The organism is Comamonas sp. HJ-2 (assembly GCF_053615495.1).
In genome coordinates this window covers 282,170-308,832 of sequence record NZ_JBSIFD010000001.1, presented here as the reverse complement: position 1 = coordinate 308,832, position 26,663 = coordinate 282,170, and the positions used below count along the sequence as shown (strand labels likewise).

General features: G+C 64.0%; 19 protein-coding genes. 12 read left to right on the top strand and 7 right to left on the bottom strand.

The window, feature by feature from the left end:
* Window positions 1-2 precede the first annotated feature (2 nt).
* From ACWGXF_RS01385 to pbpC, 9 genes are all read left to right on the top strand, one after another.
* Window positions 3-6,014, top strand: coding sequence for an alpha-2-macroglobulin family protein (locus ACWGXF_RS01385; RefSeq protein ID WP_452101653.1), 6,012 nt, complete (start codon window positions 3-5; stop codon window positions 6,012-6,014).
* Between the two features lie 230 nt (window positions 6,015-6,244).
* Window positions 6,245-7,366 (top strand): ABC transporter ATP-binding protein, encoded by a 1,122-nt coding sequence (locus tag ACWGXF_RS01380; protein WP_452101652.1) that lies wholly within the window; start codon window positions 6,245-6,247, stop codon window positions 7,364-7,366.
* A gap of 46 nt (window positions 7,367-7,412) precedes the next feature.
* Complete coding sequence (locus ACWGXF_RS01375) at window positions 7,413-8,702, top strand: ABC transporter substrate-binding protein (protein WP_256629858.1); 1,290 nt, start codon at window positions 7,413-7,415, stop codon at window positions 8,700-8,702.
* A complete protein-coding gene (locus ACWGXF_RS01370) occupies window positions 8,702-9,658 on the top strand; it encodes a carbohydrate ABC transporter permease (protein WP_232096875.1) in 957 nt (318 codons plus the stop codon). The genes ACWGXF_RS01375 and ACWGXF_RS01370 overlap by 1 nt, the downstream gene beginning before the upstream one ends.
* Window positions 9,655-10,521: a carbohydrate ABC transporter permease gene (locus ACWGXF_RS01365; protein WP_256629859.1), complete on the top strand. Its 867-nt coding sequence runs from the start codon at window positions 9,655-9,657 to the stop codon at window positions 10,519-10,521. The genes ACWGXF_RS01370 and ACWGXF_RS01365 overlap by 4 nt, the downstream gene beginning before the upstream one ends.
* A 34-nt stretch (window positions 10,522-10,555) precedes the next feature.
* Window positions 10,556-10,942, top strand: a complete 387-nt coding sequence (locus tag ACWGXF_RS01360; protein ID WP_003067760.1) for a VOC family protein — start codon at window positions 10,556-10,558, stop codon at window positions 10,940-10,942.
* Between the two features lie 66 nt (window positions 10,943-11,008).
* On the top strand, window positions 11,009-11,884 hold the full coding sequence (locus ACWGXF_RS01355) for an endonuclease/exonuclease/phosphatase family protein (RefSeq protein ID WP_452101651.1): 876 nt from the start codon (window positions 11,009-11,011) through the stop codon (window positions 11,882-11,884).
* 418 nt (window positions 11,885-12,302) lie between these two features.
* Window positions 12,303-12,860 carry an HdeD family acid-resistance protein gene (locus ACWGXF_RS01350; RefSeq protein WP_012837236.1) on the top strand — a complete coding sequence of 186 codons (558 nt, stop codon included), beginning with the start codon at window positions 12,303-12,305 and terminating at the stop codon, window positions 12,858-12,860.
* A 168-nt stretch (window positions 12,861-13,028) separates the two neighbouring features.
* Window positions 13,029-15,407: a penicillin-binding protein 1C gene (gene pbpC, locus ACWGXF_RS01345; RefSeq protein WP_452101654.1), complete on the top strand. Its 2,379-nt coding sequence runs from the start codon at window positions 13,029-13,031 to the stop codon at window positions 15,405-15,407.
* Between the two features lie 23 nt (window positions 15,408-15,430).
* Here pbpC and ACWGXF_RS01340 read toward each other — a convergent pair whose 3' ends face one another.
* On the bottom strand, window positions 15,431-16,324 hold the full coding sequence (locus tag ACWGXF_RS01340) for a LysR family transcriptional regulator (RefSeq protein WP_256629861.1): 894 nt from the start codon (window positions 16,322-16,324) through the stop codon (window positions 15,431-15,433).
* A gap of 80 nt (window positions 16,325-16,404) precedes the next feature.
* On the opposite strand from ACWGXF_RS01340, the gene ACWGXF_RS01335 reads away from it, so the two are divergent.
* Together ACWGXF_RS01335 and ACWGXF_RS01330 are read left to right on the top strand one after the other, a co-directional pair.
* Window positions 16,405-17,025 carry a nitroreductase family protein gene (locus tag ACWGXF_RS01335; protein WP_256629862.1) on the top strand — a complete coding sequence of 207 codons (621 nt, stop codon included), beginning with the start codon at window positions 16,405-16,407 and terminating at the stop codon, window positions 17,023-17,025.
* Window positions 17,022-17,903: an EamA family transporter gene (locus ACWGXF_RS01330; RefSeq protein WP_256629863.1), complete on the top strand. Its 882-nt coding sequence runs from the start codon at window positions 17,022-17,024 to the stop codon at window positions 17,901-17,903. Before ACWGXF_RS01335 ends, ACWGXF_RS01330 begins: the two co-directional genes overlap by 4 nt.
* Before the next feature lie 41 nt (window positions 17,904-17,944).
* On the opposite strand, the gene lldD is transcribed toward ACWGXF_RS01330, so the two are convergent.
* The 5 genes from lldD to ACWGXF_RS01305 all read right to left on the bottom strand — a co-directional run bounded on the left by lldD (window position 17,945) and on the right by ACWGXF_RS01305 (window position 23,815).
* Window positions 17,945-19,081 (bottom strand): FMN-dependent L-lactate dehydrogenase LldD, encoded by a 1,137-nt coding sequence (gene lldD, locus ACWGXF_RS01325; RefSeq protein ID WP_012837241.1) that lies wholly within the window; start codon window positions 19,079-19,081, stop codon window positions 17,945-17,947.
* Window positions 19,078-19,848, bottom strand: coding sequence for a transcriptional regulator LldR (gene lldR / locus ACWGXF_RS01320; RefSeq protein WP_003067750.1), 771 nt, complete (start codon window positions 19,846-19,848; stop codon window positions 19,078-19,080). Before lldR ends, lldD begins: the two co-directional genes overlap by 4 nt.
* A 17-nt stretch (window positions 19,849-19,865) precedes the next feature.
* On the bottom strand, window positions 19,866-21,530 hold the full coding sequence (lldP, locus tag ACWGXF_RS01315; protein ID WP_256629864.1) for an L-lactate permease: 1,665 nt from the start codon (window positions 21,528-21,530) through the stop codon (window positions 19,866-19,868).
* Window positions 21,531-21,990: 460 nt separating this feature from the next.
* Window positions 21,991-23,649 carry an L-lactate permease gene (locus tag ACWGXF_RS01310; protein WP_012837244.1) on the bottom strand — a complete coding sequence of 553 codons (1,659 nt, stop codon included), beginning with the start codon at window positions 23,647-23,649 and terminating at the stop codon, window positions 21,991-21,993.
* Window positions 23,627-23,815 (bottom strand): hypothetical protein, encoded by a 189-nt coding sequence (locus ACWGXF_RS01305; RefSeq protein WP_131361368.1) that lies wholly within the window; start codon window positions 23,813-23,815, stop codon window positions 23,627-23,629. Before ACWGXF_RS01305 ends, ACWGXF_RS01310 begins: the two co-directional genes overlap by 23 nt.
* A 32-nt stretch (window positions 23,816-23,847) precedes the next feature.
* Between ACWGXF_RS01305 and ACWGXF_RS01300 the strand changes: the two genes are divergently transcribed.
* The gene (locus tag ACWGXF_RS01300) at window positions 23,848-25,026 is read left to right on the top strand and encodes an alpha-hydroxy acid oxidase (protein WP_012837245.1); all 1,179 of its coding nucleotides are present in this window, start codon (window positions 23,848-23,850) and stop codon (window positions 25,024-25,026) included.
* 76 nt (window positions 25,027-25,102) lie between these two features.
* Here the strand turns inward: ACWGXF_RS01300 and nhaA are convergent, their stop codons facing one another.
* On the bottom strand, window positions 25,103-26,491 hold the full coding sequence (nhaA, locus tag ACWGXF_RS01295) for a Na+/H+ antiporter NhaA (RefSeq protein WP_452101650.1): 1,389 nt from the start codon (window positions 26,489-26,491) through the stop codon (window positions 25,103-25,105).
* Window positions 26,492-26,663: the final 172 nt, after the last annotated feature.

Genomic DNA, 26,663 nt, shown 5'->3' with positions numbered 1-26,663 from the left:
GTATGACTGTGCCTTATGCAGAGGGAAGGAAGAGGAAGCAGATCGCGCCGCACTGGCGCGTGCTGCTCAAGGCAGGCCTGTTATGGGGCCTGGCGGCCACGGCGGCCCATGCCGTGGGGGTGCGCCAGTTCAGCCCGCAGGGCGATGTAAGCAAGGTGGGCCAGGTGGTGGTGCAGTTCGATGGGGCAGCCGTGCGCTTTGGCGACCCCAAGGCCGAGGCGCCGGTCAATCTGCAGTGCAGCAATGCGCAGGCCGCCAAGGGTACGGGGCGCTGGAACAGCGAAAAGGAATGGGTCTTCGACTTTGCCCAGAACCTGCCCGCCGGCGTGCGTTGCACGGCCCAGCTCAACCCGCAGTTCAAGAGCGTCGCGGGTACGGCCCTGACGGGCGCAGCCAGCTATCAGTTCCAGACCGGCGGACCGCAGGTGGCCAGCATTGCGCCCGACACCTATGAAGAGGTGGACGAGCAGCAGTACTTTGCTCTGCGCCTGACGGGCGCGGCATCCGTCGACAGCCTCAAGCAGCGCGTCTGGTGTACCTCCGAAGGTGTGGGCGAGCGCATTCCCGTGCAACTGATAGAGGGCAAGGACCGCGAGGCCGTGCTCGAGCAGCGCCACTGGGACAAGGACGCTGCCAAGAACCCGCAGAACTATGCGGTGCTGGCCTGTAACCGCCGTCTGACCTCGGGCAGCAAGATGACCCTGGTCTATGGCAAGGGCGTGGCCATGGCCAACGGCCTGGTCAGCAAGGACGAGCAGCGCTACGAGTACCAGGTGCGCCAGCCCTTCAGCGCCGACTTCAGCTGCGAGCGCGAGAACGCCAACGCCGCCTGTCTGCCGATCCGCCCCATGCGGCTGTCATTCAGCGCGCCGGTGCCGCGCAAGCTGATCGAAGGCATACGCCTCAAGAGCGGTGCCTCGGCCGTGGCCCCCATCATCGAGCAGAACGGCGACAAGCTGGCCGAGGATTCGCTGGTGGACAGCGTGAGCTTTCCCGCCACCATGCAGCCGAACTCCAAGTATGTGGTGGAGCTGCCGCCGCAGTTCAAGGATGCTGCGGGCCGCACGCTGAGCAATGCCAATCTGTTCCCGCTGGCCACGGCCACGGGCAATATGCCGCCGCTGGTGAAGTTTGCCGCCGCGCCCTTCGGCATCGTCGAGCGCTTTGCCGAAGGCCCCAAGGGCCCGGCGCTGCTGCCCGTGACGCTGCGCAATGTGGAGCCGCAGCTTCTGGGCAAGTCGCTGGACGCCAGCGTGGTGCGTACCAAGAAGGGTGGCTCGGATGCCGACATCATCGCCTGGCTCAAGAAAGTCGAGCGCTATGACAGCTACAGCGTGGAGCGCAAGCGCGCTGCGCGTGATGTCAAGGTCTTGCCTCCTGTCATCAACGACGACAAGCACTGGGTGCAGACCCGCATGCTGTCGCTGCTGGACGGCCAGAGCCAGACCCAGACGCTGGAGCTGCCCAAGGCGGCCAAGAGCGACCCGCGCCCCTTCGAGGTCGTCGGCATTCCGCTGAACCCGGGCTTCCAGGTAGTGGAGATCGCCTCGCCCATGCTGGGCCAGTCTCTGCTCGACGAAGGCTATGGAGCGGGCCGTACCATGTATGTGCGCACCTCGGTGCTGGTGACCAATCTGGCCGTGCACTTCAAGCTGGGGCGCGAGAACTCCGTGGCCTGGGTGACGACGCTGGACAAGGGCAAGGTGGTGCCGGGCGCCACGGTGCAGGTCTCGGACTGCAACGGTCAGGCGATTGCTTCGGCTGTCAGTGATGCCCAGGGTCTGGTGACCTTCAACGGCCTCAATCCCAATCCGCCTTCGTGCAGCAACGAAGACGGCTACTACCGCAGCAACTCCTATTTCGTGAGTGCGCGTGCCAAGACCGAGGCTGGCGAGGAACTGGCGTTTGTCTGGAGCAACTGGAACAAGGGCATAGAGTCCTGGCGCTTCAATGTGCCGACCAGCTCCAGCAACAAGCGCGACGAAGTCGCGCATACGGTGTTTGACCGCATGCTGTTCCGTGCCGGCGAAACCGTGTCCATGAAGCACTTTCTGCGTGCCCTGACAGGCCCCGGCAAGAACTCCACGGGCTTTGAGCAGACCCAGGACAAGCCTGACCGCCTGACCATCACCCATCTGGGCAGTGGCCAGCGCTTTACCCAGGCCCTGAGCTGGAATGTCAATGGCAGCGCGAGCAGCGAGTTCCCCATCTCCAAGGCCGCCAAGCTCGGCGAATATGCGGTGGAGCTGGGCTACACCAATGGCAGCGGCCGTCGCTCCAGTTTCAGCACCGGCATCTTCCGTGTCGAGGAGTTCCGCCTTCCGGTGATGGAGGGGCGTGTGGGCCCGGCCGGCAAGGAGCAGCTCTACGCTGTCAGCAGCGTGCCTGCCGAAGTGCAGATCAACTATGTCTCGGGTGGTGCCGCCGCCAATCTGCCGGTCAAGGTGTCGGCTCTGCTGCGCTCCAAATCGCTGGATTTCGCGGGCTGGGACGGCTTCAGCTTCAACCCGCCGCGCAGTGCCCAGGACGTGGGCAGCAGCGACGACGAGGAAAGCACGGCGGCTGACGACACCAAGGTCGTGGCCGACAAGCTTCCCGTGACGCTGGACAAGAACGGTCTGGGCAAGGTCAGCATCGACAAGCTGCCCAAGTCGGGCGAGCCGCGCGAGCTGCTGATGGAAGCGACCTACGCCGACCCGAACGGCGAGGTGCAGACCCTGCGCAGCACGCGCACCATCTGGCCGGCTGCCGTGGTGGCAGGCGTGCGCTCCGAGAACTGGATCTCGGTGGACCGCAAGCTGCGCTTTCAGGCGCTGACGCTGGATACGGCAGGCAAGGCCCAGGCCGGCGTGCCCGTCAAGGTCGAGGCCGTGGCGCGCATCACCACCTCCAGCCGCAAGCGACTGGTGGGTGGCTTCTACAGCTACGACAACCAGACCACGCTCAAGAATCTGGGCACCGTGTGCTCGGGCACCAGCGACAGCCATGGCCTTGTGCAATGCGAGGCCCAGCTGTCCCAGCCGGGCGAGGTGGAGCTGATCGTCAAGGCCGCCGACAAGGAAGGCCGCAGCAGCCTGGCCGCGACCTCGGTGTGGGTCACGGGCCAGGGCGAGCTCTGGTTCGGTGGCGAAGACCATGACCGCATGGACGTGCTGTCCGAGCGCAAGAGCTATGAGCCCGGCGAGACCGCGCGCTTCCAGGTGCGCATGCCTTTCCGTCGCGCCACGGCGCTGGTGGCCGTGGAGCGCGAAGGCATCGTCAGCACCCAGGTGGTGGAGCTGGCGGGTGACAACCCCACGGTGGACGTCAAGATCGAAGACAACTGGGGGCCCAACGCCTATGTCAGCGTGCTGGCGCTGCGCGGCCGCCTGATGGAAGTGCCCTGGTACAGCTTCTTCACCTGGGGCTTCAAGTCGCCGCTGGAGTGGTGGCGTGCCTTCTGGAATGACGGCAAGGAATTCATCGCGCCGACTTCCATGGTGGACCTCTCCAAGCCTGCCTTCCGTTTCGGCATGTCCGAAATTCGCGTGGGCCTGAAGAGCAATACCCTGGACGTCAAGGTTTCCTCGGACAAGTCCAGCTACAAGGTGCGCGGCACGGCCAAGGTCACCATCAAGGCCACGCTGCCCGATGGCAAGCCCGCTGCAGGTGCCCATGTGGCGCTGGCGGCCGTGGACCAGGCTCTGCTGGAACTGATGCCCAACAGCAGCTGGAATCTGCTCGATGCCATGCTGACACGCCGCGATTGGGGCGTACAGACGGCAACGGCCCAGATGGAGGTGATCGGCCGACGCCACTACGGCAAGAAGGCCGTGCCTGCGGGCGGTGGCGGTGGCCGCAGCCCCACGCGCGAACTGCTCGACACCCTGCTGCTGTGGAAGCCCGATGTGGTGCTGGACGGCAACGGCATGGCGCTGATCGAGGTGCCGCTCAACGACGCCCTGACCACCTTCCAGGTGGTGGCCGTGGCCGATGCGGGCGTGAGCCTGTTCGGTACCGGCCAGGCGGCGATCCGTACCACGCAGGATCTGCAGATCATCAGCGGCCTGCCGCCCCTGGTACGCGAGGACGATCAGTTCCGCGCCCAGGTCACGCTGCGCAACACCTCGGCCAAGGCCATGAAGGTGGAGGTCACGCCGCGTGCCACGCTGCTGGAACTCAAGGCCCAGACCGTGGAGATTCCCGCCGGCGAGGCGCGTGAAGTGGCCTGGGATGTGAAGGCTCCGGCCCAGCTCTCCGGCACGCGTGCCGAGGCGCTGATCTGGGAGATTTCCGCGCGCGATACTGCTGGCGGCGCCGACGCGGCGCAGGATGCGCTCAAGGTCAGCCAGCGCATCGTGCCCGCCGTGCCGCTGTCGGTGCAGCAGGCCACGCTGGTGCAGGTCAACGGCAGCTATAGCGTGCCCGTGAATCCGCCCGCCGATGCCCTGCCCGGTCGCGGCGGTCTGCAGATGTCGCTGGTGCCCAAGCTGACCGAAGGTCTGCCCGGCGTGCGCGACTGGTGGGCCCGCTACCCCTACTCCTGCCTGGAGCAGACCACCAGCAAGGCCGTCGGCATGAACAACGCCGAGCTCTGGGGCAGCACCATGGCCCAGCTGCCCAACTATCTGGACGGTGACGGCCTGGCCAACTACTTCCCGCCCCAGGACGGCTCGGTCAGCCGCGGCAGCGATACGCTGACCGCGCATCTGCTTAATCTGTCGGCCATGGCGCAGGGCGTTGACAAGCGCTTCGTGATTCCGGCGGCCGAGCGTGCGCGCATGGAGGACGGCCTGATCGCGTTTGTGGAAGGCCGCATCCAGCGCAACTTCTGGAGCCCGCGCAAGGATCTGGAAATGCGCAAGCTGGCGGCGATTGCCGCGCTGGCGCTGACTGGCAAGGCCACGCCGCGCATGCTCGACAGCATCAATGCCACGCCCAACCAGTGGCCCACGCACACGGTCATCGACTGGGTGCTGCTGCTGCAGCGCATGAGCGATGCGCCCCAGCGCGACGAGCGCCTGGCCCAGGCCATGCAGATTCTGCGTGCCCGCCTGACCTACAACGGCACGCGTGCCGGCTTCTCGACCGATCAGGACGATGGCTGGTGGTGGCTGATGCAGGGCCCTGACGTGAATCTGGCGCGTCTGATCCTGGCGACCATCAACGACCCGGCATGGGCCGAAGACATGCCGCGCCTGGTCAGCGGCTTTATCGCGCGCCAGCAGGGCGGTGCTTGGAACACGACCACGGCCAACCTCTGGGGAGCTCTGGCGCTGCGCCGCTTCTCGCAGAAGTTCGAGTCCGAGCCCGTGGCCGGCAGCACCGTGGCCAGCATGAACGGTAACGAGGCCAAGGTGAACTGGGCCGAGGTCAGGCGCGCCACGTCCGAGGATGCGCAGGGCACGGCCCATGCCAACAGCGTCTTCGGTGAGCCCGTGCGCGCCGGCGGCCTGATGAACAACACCATGTTCATGCCCTGGGCCAAGGCCGGCAAGGGCCAGCTGAGCGTGACGCAGCAAGGGACGGGCAAGCCCTGGCTGACCGTGCAGTCCGTGGCGGCCGTGGCCCTGAAGGCACCGTTCAGCGCCGGCTACACCATCAAGAAGACCGTCACGCCCGTGGAGCAGGCCGACAAGGGCCTGTTCGGTGGCGGTCAGTACACGCGCGGCGATGTGCTGCGCGTGACGCTGGAGGTGCAGGCCAAGACCGATATGACCTGGGTGGCCATCACCGATCCCGTCCCCACGGGGGCGACCATTCTGGGTGGCGGCCTGGGCCGTGATTCGGAGATCGCGTCCAAGGGCGAGAAGCAGGAGGGGGCCGGCTGGCTGGCCTACGAAGAGCGCAGCTTCGAGTCCTACCGTGCCTACTACCAGTACCTGCCCGCAGGGACGACCAAGGTCGAATACACGGTGCGCCTGAACAACGCCGGTGAATTTGCCCTGCCGCCCACGCGTGCCGAAGCGCTGTATGCGCCCGAGATGTTTGGCGAGATTCCCAACGCCAAGATCAAGGTGGTGATGCCCAAGTAAGCCTTCAGCGGTTTCCCGGCCGTACGACAAGCCCCGGTCTGCGCAAGCAGTCGGGGCTTTTTTCATGCGCTGATGCTATGAATATTGAAGCTGCTTTCGTATTTAAAAAGGATGATTCAAGATCATTTCTATCTGAGATCCATAAATGGCAGGCGCAAGAAGCTCCTGTTTTTATTTGGTTGGATCTGGGTTGACACGCGGCTGTCATCCAGTCTTCCTAGACTGGCGCGATGTCTTTGATCGAGCTGGAGAACGTCGCCAAATCCTGGGGTGACGCCACGGCCCTGCATGCCGTGAATCTGCGCATTGAACCAGGCTCGTTTTGCGTCTTGCTCGGCCCTTCGGGCTGCGGCAAATCCACCACCTTGCGCATGATTGCCGGGCTGGACATTCCCACCTCGGGGTCGGTGCGCATCGATGGTCGCGATGTCACCCATCTGCCGCCCGCAGAGCGCGGCATTGCCATGGTGTTTCAGAACTATGCGCTGTTCCCGCATCTGAGCGTGGCCGACAACATCCAGTTCGGTCTGCGGGTACGCAAGCTTGGCAAGGCCGAGCGCGAGCAGCGTCTTGAGCAAACGGCCGAGCTGCTGGGGCTGACGGCACTTCTGGAGCGCCGGCCCGGGCAACTCTCGGGCGGCCAGCAGCAACGCGTGGCGCTGGGCCGTGCGCTGGTGGCGCAGGCCAGGGTCTGCCTGATGGACGAGCCGCTATTCAATCTCGATGCCCAGCTGCGCCAGGAAATGCGCGCCGAGCTGCGCGAGCTGCAGCAGCGTCTGGGCCTCACGGTGGTCTATGTGACCCACGATCAGGCCGAGGCCATGAGCATGGCCGATCAGGTGGTGCTGCTCAACAAGGGCCGGGTGGAACAGGCGGCCGGGCCGCGCGAGATCTATGCCAAGCCCGCAACCACGTTTGCCGCGCGCTTTATCGGCACGCCCGCCATGAACATCGTGGCCCTGCAGGGCCACCGGATTGCAGGCAGCGATGTGGTCGTGGCCCCGGATCTGGTGGCTGGCAGCGCCTATCCGCAAACGCTGGGCGTGCGGCCCGAGGTGATTGCCGTGGCAGGTGATGCCGACGGCGGCAACGAGGGTCTGGGCAACCGCATTCCGGCCACCGTGCAGGGCTTTGAATATCTGGGTGCTGATCTGGTGCTGCGCTGCCGGGTGGGCAGCGAGCTGCTGACGGCGCGTGTGCCCGGCCATGCCCATGCCGATCTGCGGCCTGGACAAGGCGTGATCCTGTACTGGCCGCAGCAGGCTTCGCATTGGTTCGATGCCCAGGGCGGGCGCATTCATTTTTGTGGGCAGGCGGTGGAATCCGCCCGCTCCTTGCTGGCCGCAGCCTGAGCCGCCGGCGTTTTCCATTGTCTGCAAATCCCGAGGAGAGATTCCCATGCGTCGTCAAACCTTTGTTCACGGCCTGCTCGCCGCTGCCGCCGGCCTTGGCCTGGCGGGCACTGCTCTTGCGCAGTCCCCGCTGGAAGTGCCTTTCTATTACCCCGTGGCCGTGGGCGGCCCCATCACCAAGGTGATAGACGGTTATGCGGCGGACTTCAACAAGGCGCATCCGCAATACAAGATCACGCCCATCTATGCGGGGACCTATCAGGAAACCATCGTCAAGGCGCTGACGGCGCACAAGGCCGGCAAGGCGCCTGCGACTTCGGTGCTGCTGTCCACCGATATGTTCACGCTGATGGACGAGGGCGCGATTGCGCCCATTGACGACTTCGTGAAGACCGATGCCGACAAGGCCTGGCTCAAGGGCTTTTATCCGGCCTTCATGGCCAACAGCCAGACCGGTGGCAAGACATGGGGCGTGCCCTTTCAGCGCTCCACCGTGGTGATGTACTACAACAAGGAAGCTTTCAAGGAGGCCGGCCTGAACCCCGACAAGGCGCCCCAGAACTGGAAGGAACTCAAGGAGGCCGCCCACAAGCTGACCAAGAAGGACGCCAGCGGCAAGGTCGTGCAATACGGCATCCAGATTCCGTCCACAGGCTTTGGCTACTGGATGCTGCAGACCCTGACCACGCCCAATGATGTGCTGCTGGCCAACGAGTCCGGCACCCGCGTCATGCTCAACCACCCCAAGGTGGTGGAAGCGCTGAACTTCTGGGTCAGCCTGGTCAAGGACGGCGTGCACCCGGCAGGTGTGGTGGAGTGGGGCACGACGCCCAGGGACTTCATGGAAAAGAAGGCCGCCATCATCGTGACGACTACGGGCAATCTCACCAATATCCGCGCCAATGCCAAGTTCGACTTCGGCGTGGGCCAGATCGCCGGCAATGTCCGCAAGGGCTCGCCCACGGGCGGGGGCAATTTCTACATCTTCAAGAATGCGCCCAGGGAGCAGCAGCAGGCTGCGTTCGAGTTTGCCAAATGGGTGACCCAGCCAGAGCGTGCCGCGCAGTGGAGCATGGACAGCGGCTATGTGGCTGTCTCGCCTGCAGCCTACGAGACTCCCGCACTCAAGAAGTACGGCCAGGAATTTCCCCAGGCACTGGTGGCGCGCGATCAACTTCCCGTGTCGGTGGCCGAGTATTCCACCCATGAGAACCAGCGTGTGACCAAGGTGCTCAACGATGCGATTCAGGCGGCCCTGAACGGCACCAAGACCGCAGCCCAGGCCATGGACGATGCGCAGAAGGAATCCGAGCGCATTCTGCGTCGCTACAAGTAATGAGCAGTCCGGCGCTTGAAACCGGCAAGGGCGCCATGGCGGCGCCCTTGTCATCCAGGGCCGCCCGCAGGCTGGCGCAGGCCGCGGCACGCCGGCAGGCCGTGCATGCCTGGCTGCTGCTCATGCCGGCGCTGGTGCTGCTGCTGGGCTTTACGCATTGGCCGGCCTTGTCCACGTTGATCGACAGCCTGCATGCCACGGGTCGTGGCGGCCAGCCCGGCGAATGGGTGGGGCTGGAAAACTATGCGCTCATGGTCGATGATCCCGTGTTCTGGCAGGCCGTGCGCAACAACCTCTGGTTTGCCGCTGCCACCATTCCGCTGTCCATGGGACTGGCCTTGCTGATGGCGCTGTGGGTCAACGAGAAGCTCGCGGGGCGGGCCTTGCTGCGCATGGCCTATTTCACGCCCACGGTGCTGCCCATGATTGCCGTGGCCAATATCTGGCTGTTCTTCTACACGCCTCAGTACGGGCTGCTGGAGCAGCTGCGCGGCGCACTGGGCCTGGACGCGCACAACTGGCTGGGCGATCCATCCACGGCCCTGGCCTGCATCACGCTGGTGGCCGTGTGGAAGGAGGCCGGCTTTTTCATGATCTTCTATCTGGCCGCGCTGCAAACGTTGAACCCCAGCCTCAAGGAGGCAGCGGTCATCGAAGGCGCATCGCGCTGGTATTTCCTGCGCCGCGTGCAGTGGCCGCTGCTCATGCCGACCACGCTGTTCATCCTGGTCAACGCCGTGATCAATGCCTTCCGGCTCGTGGACCATGTGTTCATCCTCACACGTGGCGGACCGGACAATGCCTCCACGCTGCTGCTCTATCACCTCTACGAAGTGGGCTTCAAGTTCTGGGATACCGGCTATGCCGCGGCCATCACCGTGGTGCTGGTCGTGGTGCTGGCTGCCGTGGCGCTGTTCCAGTTCTTCGTGCTGGACAAAAAGGTGCACTATCAATGACAGCTGCTTCATTTCTGCCAGGGCGCAGGAGCGCCCGGGCAAGTCAGGGCGTGAGCTTTTATGGCGCTTCATGGCTGGACACCCTGGCCGCCTGGACGCTGGCCCTGCTGTGGCTGCTGCCGCTGGTCTATGCGGTCTGGACGGCGTTTCACCCCTCCGATGCGTCCACGCGCCTGGATCTGTCCGCGCCCTGGACGCTGCAGAACTTCCGCCATGCCTGGGAAGCCGCGCCGTTTGCGCGCTATTTTCTCAACACCATCTTGCTGGTGGCCATGATTCTGGCGGTGCAGCTGCTGCTGTCCACGCTGGCTGCATTTGCCTTTGCACGCTTGCGCTTTCGCGGCAGCAATGTAGCGTTTGCGCTGGTGCTGATACAGCTGATGATCATGCCGGACATTCTGCTGGTGGCGAACTATCAGACCATGTCCGGGCTGGGAGTGGTCGATACTCTGGCGGGCATAGGTCTGCCGTATTTCGCCTCGGCCTTTGCCATCTTTTTGCTGCGCCAGACCTTTATGGGCATACCCCGCGAGCTGGACGAAGCCGCGCGCGTGGAAGGTGCCAGCACGCTGCAGATTCTCTGGCGTGTCTACGTACCGCTGGCCAGGCCGGTCTACACGGCATTTGCGCTGGTTTCGGTGAGCTTTCACTGGAATAATTTTCTCTGGCCTCTGATCATCACCAACAGCGTGCAGTCGCGTCCGCTCACCGTGGGCCTGCAGGTTTTCTCCAGCGTGGAATCGGGCGTGGAATGGTCGACCATCTGCGCCGCCACACTGATGACTTCAGGGCCGCTGCTTATTGCATTCCTGCTGTTCCAGCGCCAGTTCGTGCAAAGCTTCATGCGTGCGGGCATCAAGTGACTGGGATACAGTCAAACCATTTGAGGAGTTGACGATGCCCGGTCCCGCTGCTGCTGGTGTGCTGATTTATGCCAAGGATTTCCAGAGTCTGGCAGGCTTCTATGAGCAGGTTCTGGGCATGCGGCGACTGCATGAAGATGCGCACGTCATCGTGCTGGAGTCCGCCGTGTTGCAACTGGTGATTCACGCCCTGCCTGCCGAGATTGCGGCGCGGGTCAAGATCGGCACGCCACCGCAGCGCCGCGCCGATGTGGCACTCAAGTTCTTTGTCACCGTGCCGGCGATTGCCGACGCCGAAAGCGCAGCACAGGCGCTGGGCGGACAAGTGTTTGACGAGCGTTGGCAAGGTCCTGGCTTTGCGGCCTGCAATGCCATGGACAAGGAAGGCAATGTGTTCCAGTTGCGCGAGAACTTGGCCTGATCAGCTGCTGTAAAAATAGTGGCTGCCGGGGCTTCAGCCACTTTCAATCTGGAAAGACGCGACAAGATGAATATCCTGACCTGGAATGTGCAATGGTGCTGCGGCATGGATGGACTGGTCAGTGTGGAACGCATCGTGCGTCACGCGCTGCAAATGGGCGAGCAGTCCGGCGGTCTGGATGTGCTGTGCATGCAGGAAATCGCCGTCAACTACCCCGATCTGCAAGGAAGGCCCGGCGACCAGTTGGCCGAGCTGAAGGCGCTGTTGCCGGGCTGGCAGATTTTCTTTGGCGCATCGGTCGATGAGTTCACGCCCCGGGGCCATCAGCGTTTTGGCAATCTGATTGTCACGCGGCTGCCGGTGCTGCTGGTTCAGCACTATCTGCTGCCCATGCCGGCAGAAGCCGATATGCGCTGCATGCAGCGCATGTGTTCCGTGGTCACGGTCGATGACGCGGCGCTGGGACCGGTACGCATCATGACCACGCATCTCGAATATTTCTCGGCGCGTCAGCGCATGGCGCAGGCCGGCGCACTGCGTGCCCTGCAGATGCAGGCCTGTGCGTTGGTCGATGCCCCGCCCCAGCCGGCCAGCGATGGCTCGCCCTATCAAACCAAGCCGCATACCCGCCATGCCGTGCTTTGCGGGGATTTCAACTTCGAGCCGCACGAGCCCGAATATGCCGTTCTGTCCGCACCTTGGGTTGCCGGCGAGGAAGGCTGTCTGCAGGCCGGGCAGTGGCGCAATAGCTGGGATGTGCTGTATCCCGGGCAACCGCAGCCTCCGACCTTCAGACTGGTGGATCGAACCTGGGGGGCAGAGCCCGGGGCATGCGACTTGATATGGGTCAGCGATAGCTTGTGTCAGAGAGTGCACACTTGGAGCGTTGACAGCGCCACACAGGCGTCTGACCACCAGCCTGTGATGTTGACGCTGGGCTGAGCTTGTTTTGGAACGTGTTTATGATCTCTACGCGGCCGCGTTGGAGCGCAATCGGGATGAGTTCGAAGCGATGGCTCGCCGCTTGCACCGGGGTGCAAGCAAGAGACAGCGTGCAGAAATCGTCCGATTGCGCTCCAACCCTTCGGGACAGTGTCTTTGCGGGCGCCCGGTCAGGGGCGGTCTGCGGCGTTGCCTCGCCGGCCGCGCGAATCCTCGCAATAGCAGGGCTATTGCTGCGGTATCGCGCGCGGGGGGCCGCCCCCTTGCATCCCATCCCGCAAAGCCCTCTGTCGCGGCGCGAGGAGATCGTAAACACGTTCTAAGGGTCGAAGCTGGATTCGAGAGACGAGTGGCTGCACAAGTCGCACTGTTGTGAAACCCTGAGAACGTAAACACGTTCTAAAAGAGAGGAGTCTTCATGCCTGTAGAAATTCCTTCCATGTCCATCATGTTGCACCGTAGCTGGTGGGTGCTGTTGTTGCGCGGCGCCGCAGCCATCATCTTCGGCGTGCTGACCTGGATGCAGCCTGCGGCGTCCGCCGCCGCGCTGGTGCTGGTGTTTGGCGCCTATGTGTTTGTCGACGGCCTGCTAGGCATCTACACCGCCATCAAGAGCCGTCAGCAGTCGCGCCACTGGTGGGTGGTTTTGCTGTGGGGGCTGACGGGTGTGGTGGTGGGGGTGCTCACGGTCATCAACCCTGCGATTACGGCGCTGGTTCTGACCATCTATATCGGCGTCTGGGCCTTGATGACCGGTGTGCTGCAGATCGTCGCGGCGCTGCGTCTGCGCAAGGAAATTCAAGGCGAATGGGTGCTGGTGCTCGGGGGGCTGCTGTCGGTGCTGTTCGGCATCTTCGTGCTGATGCAACCCGGCGCGGGCATGATGGCCATGCTGTGGGTGCTGGCGACCTATGCCGTCATCTTTGGCGTGCTGATGGTGATACTGGCGTTCAAGATCAAGAAGTTCACGGCCTGAGGAAAAGGCGGTGGTTCCGGAAAAAAGCGGCTCGCTGGAGCCGCTTTTTTATTGCCGCTTGCCTGAGCGGACAGTTTGCCATGCCATCTTTGGGACAATGCCTGCTGACTTCCAACAGCGCACAAAGACATGAAACAAGGCATGCAGCGGTATTTCCAGCCCCAGAGAATGAAGCCGTTCTGGCGAGCCGTTGGCATGACGGCCGCCTTGTGGCTGGGTCTTGCCGCCAGCAGCCAAGCCGTGCCCAGCTATGACGAGGTGCGCAGCGACCATCGCTCGTCGGAGACCCTTCTGCTTTCGCGCGAAGGCGAGGTGCTGCAGCGCTTGCGCACCGACAGCACGGTGCGCCGCGGTCCCTGGGTGGCATTGGCCGATGTTTCGCCGGCATTGCGCACGGCCCTGGTGCTCAGCGAGGACAAGCGTTTCTACGAGCACAGCGGCGTGGACTGGGCTGCCGTCACCGCAGCTGCATGGGGCAACCTCTGGAACACACGCACGCGCGGCGCGAGCACCATCACCATGCAGCTCGCCGGTCTGCTGGATGGAGACTGGCGTCAGGGACCGGGTGGGCGCAGCGTGGTGCAGAAGGTGGGGCAGGCCGTGGCGGCCCAGGTGCTGGACAGGCGCTGGCGCAAGGACCAGATTCTCGAGGCCTATCTGAACTTGGTGCCGTTCCGCGGCGAGATCGTGGGTATCGCTGCGCTGTCGCAAAGCCTGTACGGCAAGGCCGCACACGGGCTGGATGCGCGCGAGGCCGCCATTGCCGCAGCCCTGGTGCGGGCACCCAATGCCTCGGTGGAGCGGGTGGCCCAGCGTGCCTGTGGCGTGCTGCAGGTGATGGTGCCCGATGATGTGGCGGCCAGGGATTGCTCGGCCATGCAGCTCTACACCTCCAGCGTGCTGCAGCGGCGTCAATGGCTGGCCAGCGAGGGTGTGGCCCCGCATTTCGCGCGGCGCTGGCTGGCGCTGCCTCAGAACAGGGGGCAGGAGCAGGTGCGATCAACCTTGAGCGCACCCTTGCAGCGCTTTGCCGTGGCCAGCCTGCAGCAGCATCTGCGCGAGTTGCAGGGCCGCAATGTGGAAGATGGTGCGACCGTGGTGCTGGACAACCGAACAGGCGAGATTCTGGCCTGGGTGGGCTCCTCGGGCACGCTGAGCCAGGCATCCGAGGTCGATGGCGTCACTGCGCTGCGTCAGCCCGGCTCCACGCTCAAGCCGTTTCTCTACGCCCAGGCGATTGCCGAAAAGCGCATCACGGCCGCCTCGCTGATCGAGGATTCATCGGCCCATATTCCCACGCAGAACGGCCTCTATATTCCGCAGAATTACGACCGGCGCTTCAAGGGCTGGGTATCGGCGCGCACGGCGCTGGCTTCCTCGCTCAATGTGCCTGCGGTGCGCACGCTGGTCATGGTCACGCCCGACGCCTTCTTCGAGCAGCTCAAAAAACTGGGTCTGCCGCTGCGCGAAAGCGGAGGCTATTACGGCTTCAGCCTGGCGCTGGGCAGCAGCGAGGTCGCGCTGCTCAATCTGACCAATGCCTATCGGGCACTGGGCAATAGCGGTCAATATCGTCCCGTGAGCTGGGCCTTGCCTCAGACTGAAAGCCGCAAGGCCGGCGGCAAAACCGGCGACGACGCGGTGCAGGCACTGGATGCGCGGGCAGCTTTTATCGTGGGCGACATTCTCTCCGACAATATGGCGCGGGCCCCGACGTTCGGCACGGACAGCGTGCTGGCCACGCGCTTCTGGACGGCCGTGAAAACCGGCACCAGCAAGGATATGCGCGACAACTGGGCCGTGGGCTGGTCCGAGCGCTACACCGTGGGCGTCTGGGTGGGCAATGCGGGTGGCGCGGCCATGCATTCGGTCAGCGGCACCAGCGGCGCAGCGCCCATCTGGGCCGATATCATGGGCTTTTTGCATCGCAACCTGTCCAGCCGCGCGCCCAGGGCTCCGATCGGCGTGCTGCAGCAGCAAGTGCAGTTTGGCGCGCTGGCCAGTGGCGGAACGCCCATCGAAAGCGCCCGTGGCGAATGGTTTGTGGAAGGCACGCAGCAGTCGCTGTTTGCCATGGATCACGTGGCGGGCAGTGCAGAGCAGAAAAGCCTAGCCAGGCAAAAAGGCAGCAAGTCCGGCAGCGCTGCGGCTGCGGCCGCTGTGCGTATCTCGCGTCCGGCCAATGGCACCATTTTGGCGCTGGACCCCGATATTCCGCCCGATAGCCAGCGCGTGCAGTTGGTGGCGCGCCAGGCCGGCATGGCGGCCGAGCAGGACTGGCGCGACAGCAGCTTGCGCTGGCGGCTGGTGACCCGGCAATATGGAGCGCCCGTCATAGCAGACAAGAACGCCCAACCCGTGATGCGGGAAGTGCAGCGCGAGCTGGGGCGCGGCAGTCAGCTGGGCTGGCTGCCCTGGCCGGGGCGCCACAGGCTGGAGCTGCTTGATGCCTCCGGCAAGGTGCTGGACAGCATCGCGCTGGAAGTGCGCGGCGCCGGTGCCCTGGTGGCCGGGCCGGAGCAGATCCAGAGCCAGCGCCGGCGCTGAAGGCTGGCCAATGGCCCGGAGGCTCAGTTGCCAGAATCGAACTGTGCGACCAGAAAGTCCAGCAGCGCGCGCAGCTTGGGCGTCACATGCTGGCGCGACGGATAAATCGCATAGAGCGTGGTCTTCACCGTGCTCCAGTCCTCCAGGACGGCCTGCAGCCGGCCCGTGCGCAGGTCTTCCTCGACATAGGGCTGCGGGATCAGGCTGACGCCAAAGCCCGCGCGCAGTGCGTCGCGCACTGCCAGGCTTGAGGACACCGAATAGCGCGCGTTGACTGCCACGCTCTCCATGCGTCCGCCTTGCTCGAATTCCCAGGCATCCGCATGGCCCGAGAGACTGAAGCGTATGTGCTCCAGGCCGTTGAGATCGGCAGGCGTGTGCGGGCGGCCGCGCTTTTCGAAATAGCCGGGAGCGGCGCACAGCACATGCGACATGCTTGTCAGCGGACGCGCGATCAGCGAGGAGTCCTCGAGCCGGTCACTGCCGCGTATGGCCAGATCGAAGCCTTCGCGCACGATGTCGACGCGTCTGTCGTCCAGGTGCAGGTCCAGTTGCAGCTCGGGGTAGAGCTCCAGGAAGGCGGGAATGGCGGAAGAGATCTGCGTCAGCGTGAATGTCATGGGTGCGCTGACCTTGAGCAGGCCGCTGGGCGCGGCCTTGAAGGGGCATAGCGCCGAGTCGGCATCGGCCAGCGCATCCAGCGCCCGCGTGACATGCTCGAGATACAGGCGGCCTTCCTCCGTCAGCGCCATGCGCCGTGTGGTGCGCTGGATCAGGCGCGTGCCCACATGGGCCTCCAGCTCGGCGATGTTCTTGCTGATCGCGGCTGGCGACAGGCCCAGGCTGCGGCCCGCCTCGGCAAAGCTGCCGCGCTGCGCGACGCGATGAAAGACTTGCAAGGCGGTCAGTCGGTCCATGTGATTCTTCTCTGTTGGTGAATGGTTTATTTTGATAAAAGCCAATTATCAATTCAGGGTGAATTATCTACAGTCATGCCATGACTACCACTCACCCCACACTCGCTCTCATCGAGCAGCGCATCTCGGCCAACCGCTTCGATGACTCCCACCGCCTGGCCGATGCCGAGATAGCGCGGCTGGTACAACTGGCCACGCGTGCGCCCACGGCCTACAACCTTCAGAACTGGCGCTTCATCGCCGTGCGCACGCCCGCAGCCAAAGCCAGGCTGCGCGCTCTGGCCCAGGATCAGGCCAAGGTGCAGGAGGCGGCCGTCTGCTTCATCGTCTGCGGCGTGCTGGCCGACCCCGAGGCGCTGGCCGAACGGCTGCAGCCCTTTGTGGACGGAGGCTTCATGCCTGCCGCCATTGCACAGGGATGGCTGCAGGCCGCGCAGCAGCAGTACGCCAGCGCGCAGGCGGTGCGCGACGAGGCCCTGCGCTCGGCCAGCTTCGGCGCCATGACGCTGATGCATGCGGCGCAGGCCATGGGTCTGGCGTCCTGTGCGATGACGGGCTTCGACGCCGAAGGCGTGACATCGAGCTTCGGTCTGGCGCGCGAGGAGGTTCCGGTGATGCTTGTCACCGTGGGCCGTGCAGCAGCCGGCAACTGGCCGCAGAAGCCGCGCCGGCCGCTGGAGCAGGTGCTGGAGTTCGCATGAGCGCCCGGCAAGCGGTGCGAACACCGGGGCAGACCCGGGCATGGGATCTGTTGCTGACAGGGCTGGCGCCCGCCATCTGGGGCAGCAGCTATATCGTCTCCACGCAGCTGCTGCCGCAGGTACCCGCGATGACCGTGGCCCTGCTGCGCGCGCTGCCCGCAGGCCTGTTGTTGCTGGCATTTGCACGGCGCCTGCCGCAGGGCGTGTGGTGGTTGCGGGTGTTCATCCTGGGAGCGCTCAATTTCTCGGTGTTCTGGAGCATGCTGTTCGTCTCGGCCTACCGTCTGCCGGGCGGGGCGGCCGCCACTGTGGGGGCCGTGCAGCCGCTGGTGGTGGTGTTTCTCGCGGCCTGGGTGCTGGGCAGTGCGCTGCGACCGGCCTCGGTGCTCGCAGCCCTGGCCGGACTGGCGGGCGTGGCCCTGCTGGTGCTCACGCCCGGCGTGGCGCTGGATGCGACAGGTATTGCGGCAGGCCTGGCAGCAGCGCTTTCCATGGCCTGCGGCACGGTGCTCACGCGCAAGTGGCGCCCGCCCGTGCCACTGCTGACCTTTACCGCCTGGCAGCTCACGGCCGGCGGCCTGTTGCTGCTGCCGGTGGCGCTGTGGGCCGGACCGGATTTTCCGGCGCCCACGCCCGGCCATCTGATCGGACTGGCCTGGCTGGGTCTGGTGGGCGCGGCGCTGACCTATGTGCTGTGGTTTCGCGGCATTGCCCGGCTGGAGCCGAACATGGTGGCGCCGCTGGGTTTTCTCAGCCCGCTGACGGCGATTTTGCTGGGCTGGGCATTCCTGGACCAGACGCTGACGGCCGTGCAGATGGCGGGCGTGGCCCTGGTCCTGGGCGGCATCTGGCTGGGGCAGAAGGGTGCGGCGCGCTGATGCCTGCCAGGCCCCGGCCCTGGGCCGGAGCCTGTGCGGGATCAGTCCCGTACCAGCAGATCGCCAGTGATCTCCGAGACCTTCTTGACGCTGGTCAGCGTCATGGCCACCCGCATTTCCTTTTCGAGCAGGTTCAGCAGGTTGCTCACACCGGCTTCGCCTTCAGCGGCCAGCGCGTAGACGAAGGCGCGGCCTATCATGGTGCAGTCTGCGCCCAGGGCCAGCAGGCGCACGATGTCCAGGCCGTTGCGCACGCCCGAGTCGGCCAGGATCTTGATCTGGCCCTTGACGGCATCGGCAATGGCAGGCAGGGCGCGTGCCGAGGAGAGCACGCCGTCGAGCTGGCGCCCGCCGTGGTTGGAGACGATGATGCCGTCGGCCCCGAAGCGCACGGCATCCCTGGCGTCCTCGGGATCGAGAATGCCCTTGATGAGCATGGGACCCTTCCAGAAGTCGCGGATCCACTCCAGGTCCGACCATGAGATCGAGGGGTCGAAGTTCGCGCCCAGATAGCCCATATAGTCTTCAAGCGAGACGTTCTGGCCCTTGTAGGTGGAGATATTGCCCAGCGTGTGCGGGCGCCCCATCAAGCCCACGTCCACGGCCCAGTGCGGATGGGTCACGGCCTGCAGGTAGCGGCGCATGGCGGCGTTGGGGCCGCTCATGCCCGAATGCGCATCGCGGTAGCGGGCGCCAGGCACGGGCATGTCCACGGTGAAGACCAGGGTGGAGACGCCGGCGGCCTGGGCGCGCTCCAGCGCGTTCTTCATGAAGCCCCGGTCCTTGAGCACATAGAGCTGGAACCACATCGGGCGGCCCAGCCTGGGCGCGACTTCCTCGATGGGGCAGACCGAGACGCTTGACATGGTGAAGGGGATGCCCTTTTTATCAGCGGCCATGGCGGCCTGCACTTCGCCGCGGCGGGCGAACATTCCGGTCAGCCCCACGGGAGCCAGCGCCACGGGAATCGAGAACTTCTCGCCGAACAGCTCGATGCTGGTGTCCAGCTGGCTCATGTCCTTGAGCACGCGCTGGCGCAGGGCCACGTCGGCCAGGTCATCGACATTGCGGGCCAGCGTCTTCTCGGCATAGGCACCGCCGTCGAGGTAGTGGAACAGAAAGGGCGGCAGGCGCTTTTGCGCAGCCGCGCGGTAGTCGGTGGTGGAGGAGATGATCATGAAAAAATGGCGGAGGAAGAGGAGAAACGATCCAGCCGCTTGCGTCGGGCCGCTTCGGCATCCGACTCGGACAGCTTTTCGTGAACATAGGCCAGGTGCTGGCCGATGGCGCTTCTGGCCTGCTCCGGCTCGCCGTCGACAATGGCCTGCATGAGGTTGTGGTGCTGCGCAGTCAGATGCTCCAGCGTCGAAAGATCATCATGCACGAACATCAGGCGCCGGTTCTGGGCCACGGTACCCAGCACCAGCTCGAAGAGGCTGCCCATGAGCTGCACCAGCACGGCGTTGTGCGAAGCCTCGGCAATTGCCAGATGGAACTGTGCGTCGGAGCGGGCCGCGCTGGCGGCATCGCGCGCCTGCTGGTGGCGCAGCATGTCGTCGAAGCAGCGGCGGATGCGGTCCCTGTCCTTGTCGGTGGCACGCTGGGCCGCATACCAGGCGGTACTGAGCTCCAGCGCCTGGCGTGCTTCCAGCACGTCGTAGCGATACTGGGGGTCGTCGCGCAGCAAGGATTCCAGCGGTGCGACGGCCTGCTCGTGCCACAGCGGAACGCGCGAGCCGACAAAGGTGCCGGCGCCCACGCGGCTTTCGAGCACGCCGCGGCTGGCCAGCTTCTGTATGGCCTCGCGCAGCGCCGTGCGCGAGACCCCCAGCTGTTCGGCCAGCGCCCGCTCGGTCGGCAGCTTGGCGCCGCTCTGGAGCTGGGTGCTCTGGATCAGCTCCAGCAACTGCTGGGCAACGCGGTCGGACAGGCGGATGGCGGGCATGGGGTCGGGCAGGAGTTTCAGGTGGTGGGAATCATCCACGGAAACACATAAGCCTGCAGCGTGCAGATGATGCCGATCAGCACCAGGAAGGCCAGACTGTGCTTGACGGTGAAGCGGAACAGGTCCGATTCCTTGCCGGCCAGGCCCACGGCCGCGCAGGCAATGGCGATGGACTGGGGCGAGATCATCTTGCCGGTCACACCGCCGGTGGTGTTGGCCGTCACGGCCAGAACCTCGGGCAGCCCCAGCTGGGCGGCCGTCGTGGCCTGCAGGGCGCCGAACAGCGCATTGGCCGAGGTGTCCGAGCCTGTGAGGAATACGCCGACCCAGCCCAGGAAGGGCGAGAAGAACGCAAAGGCCTTGCCCGTATGGGCCAGCGCCATGGCCAGCGTGGTGGACAGGCCGGAGTAGTTGGCGATGAAGGCAAAGGCCAGCACCATGCCGATGGAGTAGATGGGCAGGGCCAGTTCCTTGAAGGTCTCGCCCAGGGTCTGGACTGCCACGGCTGGCTTGAGGCGCAGCAAAAGAATGGCGAGCACGGCGGCGATCAGGATCGCGGTTCCAGTGGCCGACAGCCAGTTGAAGGAATAGACCGCGCCATAGGGCGTGGGCGCGGCGACGACGGGAGCCATTTTCTGCACCAGATTGTGCAGCAGGGGCACGGGAATGCTGAAGACCGTGCCGGACAGTGCACCGCCCGAGGCGAACAGCGCCTTGAAGGGCTTGAGGCTCCAGATGGTCACCATGGCCGTGAGGATGATGAAGGGCGACCAGGCCTTGATCACCATGCCGGTCGTCAGTTTGGCAGGGGCTGCCGTCTGGATCTTTGCTGCGCCCGGCTCGGTGTCGAAGCGGAAGATGCGCTTGGGCTGCCAGAACTTGAGGAAAGTGGTCAGTGTCACCAGGGCGAAGATGGCCGAGGTGATGTCCGGCAGTTCGGGGCCGATGTAGTTGGCCGTCAGAAACTGTCCGAGTGCAAAGCTGCCGCCGCCCACCAGCACTGCAGGCCAGGTTTCCTTCACGCCGCGCCAGCCGTCCATGATGGCCATGAGCCAGAACAGCACGATGATGGTCATGAACGGCAGCTGGCGGCCGGCCATCTGGCTGATGGCCATGACATCGACGCCCGAGACCTGACCGGCCACGATGACGGGAATGCCCATGGCGCCGAAGGCCACGGGGGCGGTATTGCCGATCAGGCACAGGCCGGCTGCATACAGAGGCCTGAAACCCAGGCCCACCAGCAGTGCTGCCGTGATGGCCACGGGGGCGCCGAAGCCGGCGGCTCCCTCAAGGAAGGCACCGAAGCAAAAGCCCACCAGGATCAGCTGCAGGCGCTGGTCTTCTGTGACCGAGAGAATCGACGAGCGGATGATGTCGAACTGTCCGGTCTTGACCGAGATCTTGTAGAGAAACACCGCCGCGACAATGATCCAGGCAATCGGCCACAGGCCGTAGAAGAAGCCGTAGACGCCTGCTGCCAGCGCATTGGCCACGGGCATGCGATAGAAGAGCAGCGCCACGGCCAGGGACAGCGCCACCGTGATGGTGCCCGCCACATAGCCCTTGAGGCGCAGCTTGGTCAGAGCGAGAAAGAAAAAGATGATGGGTATCAGCGCCACCAGCGCCGACACCCACACATTGCCTGCGGGGTCGTAGTTTTGCGACCAGATTTCTTGCATTGCCTTGATCTCCTGGATTTATGCGGGGAGGGCAACCCTCCTGAGCGTCCAGAAGCTTCCCCGTCAATTCTTTAAACAACCGTGTCACCCTGTGCCGGACGCTGTCACGCAGTCTTGTTCGGCTTCGTTTGTTAAATTGGTATGACCAATGTGTGGCGATTTCGGGTAAAGCGGATTATAGAAATGAGGTTTTGCACATGAATTAGTGGTTTTCCCTTGTTTTTAATAATTGATTGGTAATACCAATTTGCGAATTGGTATTACGCATGATTCCATGAAAACGGCGCAAAAAAGCCGCAGGCCCGAAGGCGCTGCGGCTGCTGGAATGCCCATCTGGTGGGTTGAGAAAAGGGACATGCGCGGCGGAAAACCGCTGCGGCCCAGGCCAGAGATACCGAGCAAGGGCCAGTGTGGCTCTTTGGGGTGTCTCGTCAGGGCAAGCCGCAAAGCGGCTCGGGGCTCAGTTCACCATCAGCTTGAACGGCCAGACATAGGCCTGCATGGTGACGAACAGGCCCATCAGGCAGGCCAGGGCGATGGAGTGGAAGAATACGTAGCGCAGGATGTCGCCTTCGCGGTTGAACCAGCGTGTGGCGGTCGAAGCCACGACGATGGATTGCGCATCGATCATCTTGCCCATCACGCCGCCCGAGCTGTTGGCGGCGCCCATGAGGTTGGGGGACAGGCCCAGTTGGTCGGCGGCGACCTTCTGCATGCCGCCGAACAGCACGTTGGACGCCGTGTCCGAGCCTGTAAGTGCCACGCCCAGCCAGCCCATCAGCGTGCCGAAGAAGGGGTAGAACACACCTGTGTTGGCAAAGGCCAGGCCCAGGGTGGTGTCTGTGCCCGAGTAGCGTGTCAGCGTGCCCAGGGCCAGCATCAGCACGATGGTCAGCAGCGAGTAGCGCACCAGCCAGGTGGTCTTGAAGAAGGTGCGCACTATGGTCACCGGGTTGTACTTCATGACGAAGGCACTGACGATGGCCGAGAACAGAATGGCTGTTCCGGTGGCAGACAGCAGGTTCAGCGTGTAGACCGCACCCTCCTTGGTCGGCTGGGGCACCACGGGCGGCATTTTCTCGATCAGATTGTGCAGGCCCGTCATGGGGAAGGCGGGGGCAAACAGGCTGTTGAGCCAGGCCTTGACCGGCGGCAGGCCCCAGATGAACACAAACACCGAGAGAATGATCCAGGGTGTCCAGGCGGCGATCAGCGCGCTCTTGCTGTGCTTGGCCACGGGCTGTGGCGGCTTGACTTCGGATGCGCTGATATCCTTGCCGCGCAGCGAGGCCGAGGTCCAGATCTTCTTGGGCTGCCAGACGCGCAGGAACAGGATCAGGCTGGCCATGGAAACAATGGCCGCGATGATGTCCACCAGCTCTGGGCCGATGAAGTTGGAGACCAGGTACTGGGGAATGGCAAACGACAGGCCGGTGACCAGAATCGCGGGCCAGATTTCCATCATGCCCTTGCGACCGGCAAAGGCCCAGATCAGCCAGAACGGCACCAGCACCGAGAAGAAAGGCAGCTGGCGGCCGATCATGGCGGTCACTTCCATCAGATCGTAGCCATGGACCTTGGCCAGCGTGATGACGGGCGTGCCCAGGGCGCCAAAGGCCACGGGTGCGGTATTGGCGATCAGCGACAGACCGGATGCCGCCAGCGGAGAAAAGCCCAGGCCGATCAGGATGGCTGCCGTCACGGCCACGGGTGTCCCGAAGCCGGCAGCGCCCTCGAAAAAGGCACCGAAGGAAAAGGCAATCAGCAGCAGCTGGATGCGGCGGTCTTCGGTGATCCCGGAAAGTGAATCCTGCAGCACCTTGAAGCTGCCGTTCTGCTCGGTCAGCTGATGCAGGAAGATGATGTTCAGCACAATCCAGCCAATGGGCAGCAGGCCGGTGAAGCCGCCGAACAAGGCTGCGCGCCCCGCCATTTCGCCGGGCATGTTGTAGACAAAGACTGCAATCAGCAGCGCTGCAATCAGCCCCGCTCCTGCGGCCAGGTGGGCCTTCATGTGCAGAAAACCAAGGCCCACCAGCATCACCACGACCGGAATGGCCGCCAGCAATGTGGATAGCCACATATTCGATAGAGGGTCATAGACCTGTTGCCAAACCATCTCTGTTGTCTCCTGTTTGTTGTGGTGACAAGGATGGTGGCTGTGCGAATAGGCTTGCATACCTAGCATTAGCCCTTGATTTTCCCTCGCTGAAGAAAATTTCAAAACCGGCATAAATCACTTCAAACCATAGTGAACTGCCGATGACGGCGATGAGGGCTACCATCGGGTTCAACTCCAATTACAAGGCTAGAAGTCGTGAGCGATCTTTCCAAAATCACCTGTATCGAAGACCTGCGTGTGGTGGCCAAGCGTCGTGTGCCGCGCATGTTCTATGACTACGCCGATTCGGGCTCTTACACCCAGGGCACGTATCGGGCCAACGAAGACGAGTTCCAGTCAATCAAGCTGCGTCAGCGTGTGGCCGTGAACATGGAAGGGCGCAGCACGCGCACCACCATGATCGGCGAGGAGGTCGCCATGCCGGTGGCGATTGCACCCACGGGCCTGACCGGCATGCAGCATGCCGATGGCGAGATTCTTGGAGCCAAGGCCGCCAAGGCCTTTGGCGTGCCGTTCACGCTGTCCACCATGAGCATCTGCTCGCTGGAGGACATAGCCGAGCACACCGATCGCCATCCGTTCTGGTTCCAGCTCTATGTGATGCGCGACAAGGCCTTCATGGAGCGCCTGATCAATCGCGCCAAGGCGGCCAACTGCTCGGCGTTGGTGGTGACGCTGGACCTGCAGATCCTGGGTCAGCGCCACAAGGACATCAAGAACGGTCTGTCCACCCCGCCCAAGCCCACGCTGGCAAACCTCATCAATCTGGCGACCAAGCCGCACTGGTGCCTTGGAATGCTGGGTACCAAGCGCCGCAGCTTCGGCAATATCGTCGGCCATGTGGATGGTGTGGGCGATGTGTCCTCGCTGTCGTCCTGGACGGCAGATCAGTTCGATCCGTCACTGAACTGGAGCGATGTGGAATGGATCAAGAAGCTCTGGGGCGGCAAGATCATTCTCAAGGGCGTGATGGATGCCGAAGATGCGCGTCTGGCCGCGCAAAGCGGTGCTGACGCGCTGGTGGTCAGCAACCATGGCGGCCGTCAGCTCGATGGTGCGCCTTCTTCGATTGCAGCCTTGCCATCGATTGCAGAGGCTGCGGGCAAGGATATCGAGGTCTGGATGGATGGCGGCATTCGCAGCGGTCAGGACGTGCTCAAGGCCCGCGCACTGGGTGCGCAAGGCACGATGATAGGTCGCAGCTTCCTCTACGGTCTGGGCGCTTATGGTCAGGCCGGCGTGAGCAAGGCGCTGCAGATCATCCACAAGGAGCTGGACACCACCATGGCCTTCTGCGGGCACACCAATATCAACCAGGTCGGCAAAGAAATTCTGTTGCCCGGCACTTACCCGAAACCTTTCGATCAGAGCTGATTGTTCTGCGGCATGAAAAAAGGTCAGTCCTTTGCAGGGCTGACCTTTTTGATTTTCCGGCGGTGTGTCGTGGCGTTCAGGGCTGCTCGAAACGCTTGCGCATGGCAAAGCCATAGCCCAGCCCCAGCAAGGCTGCCATGGCCGAGCCGGCCAGAATGCCCAGCTTGGCCGCGCCCAGCAGGGAAGCATCCGTAAAGGCCAGGCCGCCGACAAAGATGGACATGGTAAAGCCTATGCCGGCCAGCAGACCCACCAGCAGCACGCCGCGCCAGTTCAGGCCCTCGGGCAGGCTGCACAGCCCGCTCTTGACAGCCAGCCAGGTGCAGATGAAGACCCCCAGGGGCTTGCCCAGCACCAGGGCCACCAGCACGGCCATGGCCGTGGTCTGCGGTGCGGCAGCGCTCAGGTCTATGCCCGAGAACTGCACGCCGGCATTGGCCAGTGCAAAAATGGGCATGATGCAAAAAGCCACCCATGGATGAAGAATCATGGGCAGGCGCAGAGCAGGCGGCAGCAGGTCGCGCTGTGCGAGCTGGGCAATGCGCAACTCCTGCAGCAGGTGCTGCGGATCGGGCCGGCCGCTCTGCATCTGCTCGCCGGCCTTGCGCATGGCCGTCTGTGCCGTGATCAGCAGCGGCATGGAGGCGGGACGTACAAACACAGGCGTCATCAGACCCAGCACCACACCTGCCAGAGTGGGATGAGCGCCGGTCTTGAGCAGACCGAACCAGAGAATGGCTCCGGGCAGCACATACAGGGGCGCGGCGGCAATGCCCATGCGGTTGAACAGCAGCACCAGCAGCACGCCGGCTGCGGCAACCACAAAGCCCATGGCCTGCAGGCCGCCGGAGTAGAAGAAGGCGATGATGAGCACGGCCACGATGTCGTCGATGATGGCCAGGGCCAGCAGGAAGATACGCAGTGCACCCGGGATATTGCGGCCCAGCAAGGCCAGCACGCCCACGGCAAACGCGATGTCGGTCGCCGTCGGAATTGCCCAGCCGTTGAGCAGCGTCCTGTCGTTGCCCGCCAGGGCCACGTAGATGAGTGCGGGCACGGCCACGCCGCCGATGGCAGCGATCAGCGGCAGACTGGCCTGGCGCAGGCTGGCCAGCGCGCCGTTGTGCAGCTCGCGCCGGATCTCCATGCCCACGACCAGAAAGAACACCGTCATCAGCACATCGTTGACGATGAAATGCAGATCGGTGCTGAAGCTCCATGGGCCAAGCGTCAGCGCGACGGGGACATGCCACAGTGCAAAGTAGCTTGGCGCCGCAGCGGAGTTGGCCCAGATCAGGGCTGCCGCAGCGGCCAGCATGAGCACCATGCCGGCAAAGGATTCGATATGCAGCAGGTGCGAGATTTGTGCCTGCACGCGCTCGGTCGCTGATTGCAGCGCGGGAACACGGGGTGAATTTTGGGATGCAAAAGGCGCAGGGGCCTGCACAAGTGTTTGTGGGTCCATGTGTCGGTAGGTGTCTGAAGTCGTACGCTGAAGGCGTGCGGCACCTGAGGCAATGCCTGCTGGTGCCGTCTGCACTGCAAACGACTGGCGCGCTGGCGGCCCGACCTGCGCATGAACATTCACCTGCCATCGCCACCTCGTGCGGCGGGCACCCAGCTGAAATTGTAGCTAA

Excerpts from the sequence above, each read along its gene's own strand:
- ACWGXF_RS01385 (WP_452101653.1), top strand. The coding sequence starts at position 3 with ATGACTGTGCCTTATGCAGAGGGAAGGAAGAGGAAGCAGATCGCGCCG.
- ACWGXF_RS01380 (WP_452101652.1), top strand. The coding sequence starts at position 6,245 with ATGTCTTTGATCGAGCTGGAGAACGTCGCCAAATCCTGGGGTGACGCC.
- ACWGXF_RS01375 (WP_256629858.1), top strand. The coding sequence starts at position 7,413 with ATGCGTCGTCAAACCTTTGTTCACGGCCTGCTCGCCGCTGCCGCCGGC.
- ACWGXF_RS01370 (WP_232096875.1), top strand. The coding sequence starts at position 8,702 with ATGAGCAGTCCGGCGCTTGAAACCGGCAAGGGCGCCATGGCGGCGCCC.
- ACWGXF_RS01365 (WP_256629859.1), top strand. The coding sequence starts at position 9,655 with ATGACAGCTGCTTCATTTCTGCCAGGGCGCAGGAGCGCCCGGGCAAGT.
- ACWGXF_RS01360 (WP_003067760.1), top strand. The coding sequence starts at position 10,556 with ATGCCCGGTCCCGCTGCTGCTGGTGTGCTGATTTATGCCAAGGATTTC.
- ACWGXF_RS01355 (WP_452101651.1), top strand. The coding sequence starts at position 11,009 with ATGAATATCCTGACCTGGAATGTGCAATGGTGCTGCGGCATGGATGGA.
- ACWGXF_RS01350 (WP_012837236.1), top strand. The coding sequence starts at position 12,303 with ATGCCTGTAGAAATTCCTTCCATGTCCATCATGTTGCACCGTAGCTGG.
- pbpC (WP_452101654.1), top strand. The coding sequence starts at position 13,029 with ATGAAGCCGTTCTGGCGAGCCGTTGGCATGACGGCCGCCTTGTGGCTG.
- ACWGXF_RS01340 (WP_256629861.1), bottom strand. The coding sequence starts at position 16,324 with ATGGACCGACTGACCGCCTTGCAAGTCTTTCATCGCGTCGCGCAGCGC.
- ACWGXF_RS01335 (WP_256629862.1), top strand. The coding sequence starts at position 16,405 with ATGACTACCACTCACCCCACACTCGCTCTCATCGAGCAGCGCATCTCG.
- ACWGXF_RS01330 (WP_256629863.1), top strand. The coding sequence starts at position 17,022 with ATGAGCGCCCGGCAAGCGGTGCGAACACCGGGGCAGACCCGGGCATGG.
- lldD (WP_012837241.1), bottom strand. The coding sequence starts at position 19,081 with ATGATCATCTCCTCCACCACCGACTACCGCGCGGCTGCGCAAAAGCGC.
- lldR (WP_003067750.1), bottom strand. The coding sequence starts at position 19,848 with ATGCCCGCCATCCGCCTGTCCGACCGCGTTGCCCAGCAGTTGCTGGAG.
- lldP (WP_256629864.1), bottom strand. The coding sequence starts at position 21,530 with ATGCAAGAAATCTGGTCGCAAAACTACGACCCCGCAGGCAATGTGTGG.
- ACWGXF_RS01310 (WP_012837244.1), bottom strand. The coding sequence starts at position 23,649 with ATGGTTTGGCAACAGGTCTATGACCCTCTATCGAATATGTGGCTATCC.
- ACWGXF_RS01305 (WP_131361368.1), bottom strand. The coding sequence starts at position 23,815 with ATGGTAGCCCTCATCGCCGTCATCGGCAGTTCACTATGGTTTGAAGTG.
- nhaA (WP_452101650.1), bottom strand. The coding sequence starts at position 26,491 with ATGGACCCACAAACACTTGTGCAGGCCCCTGCGCCTTTTGCATCCCAA.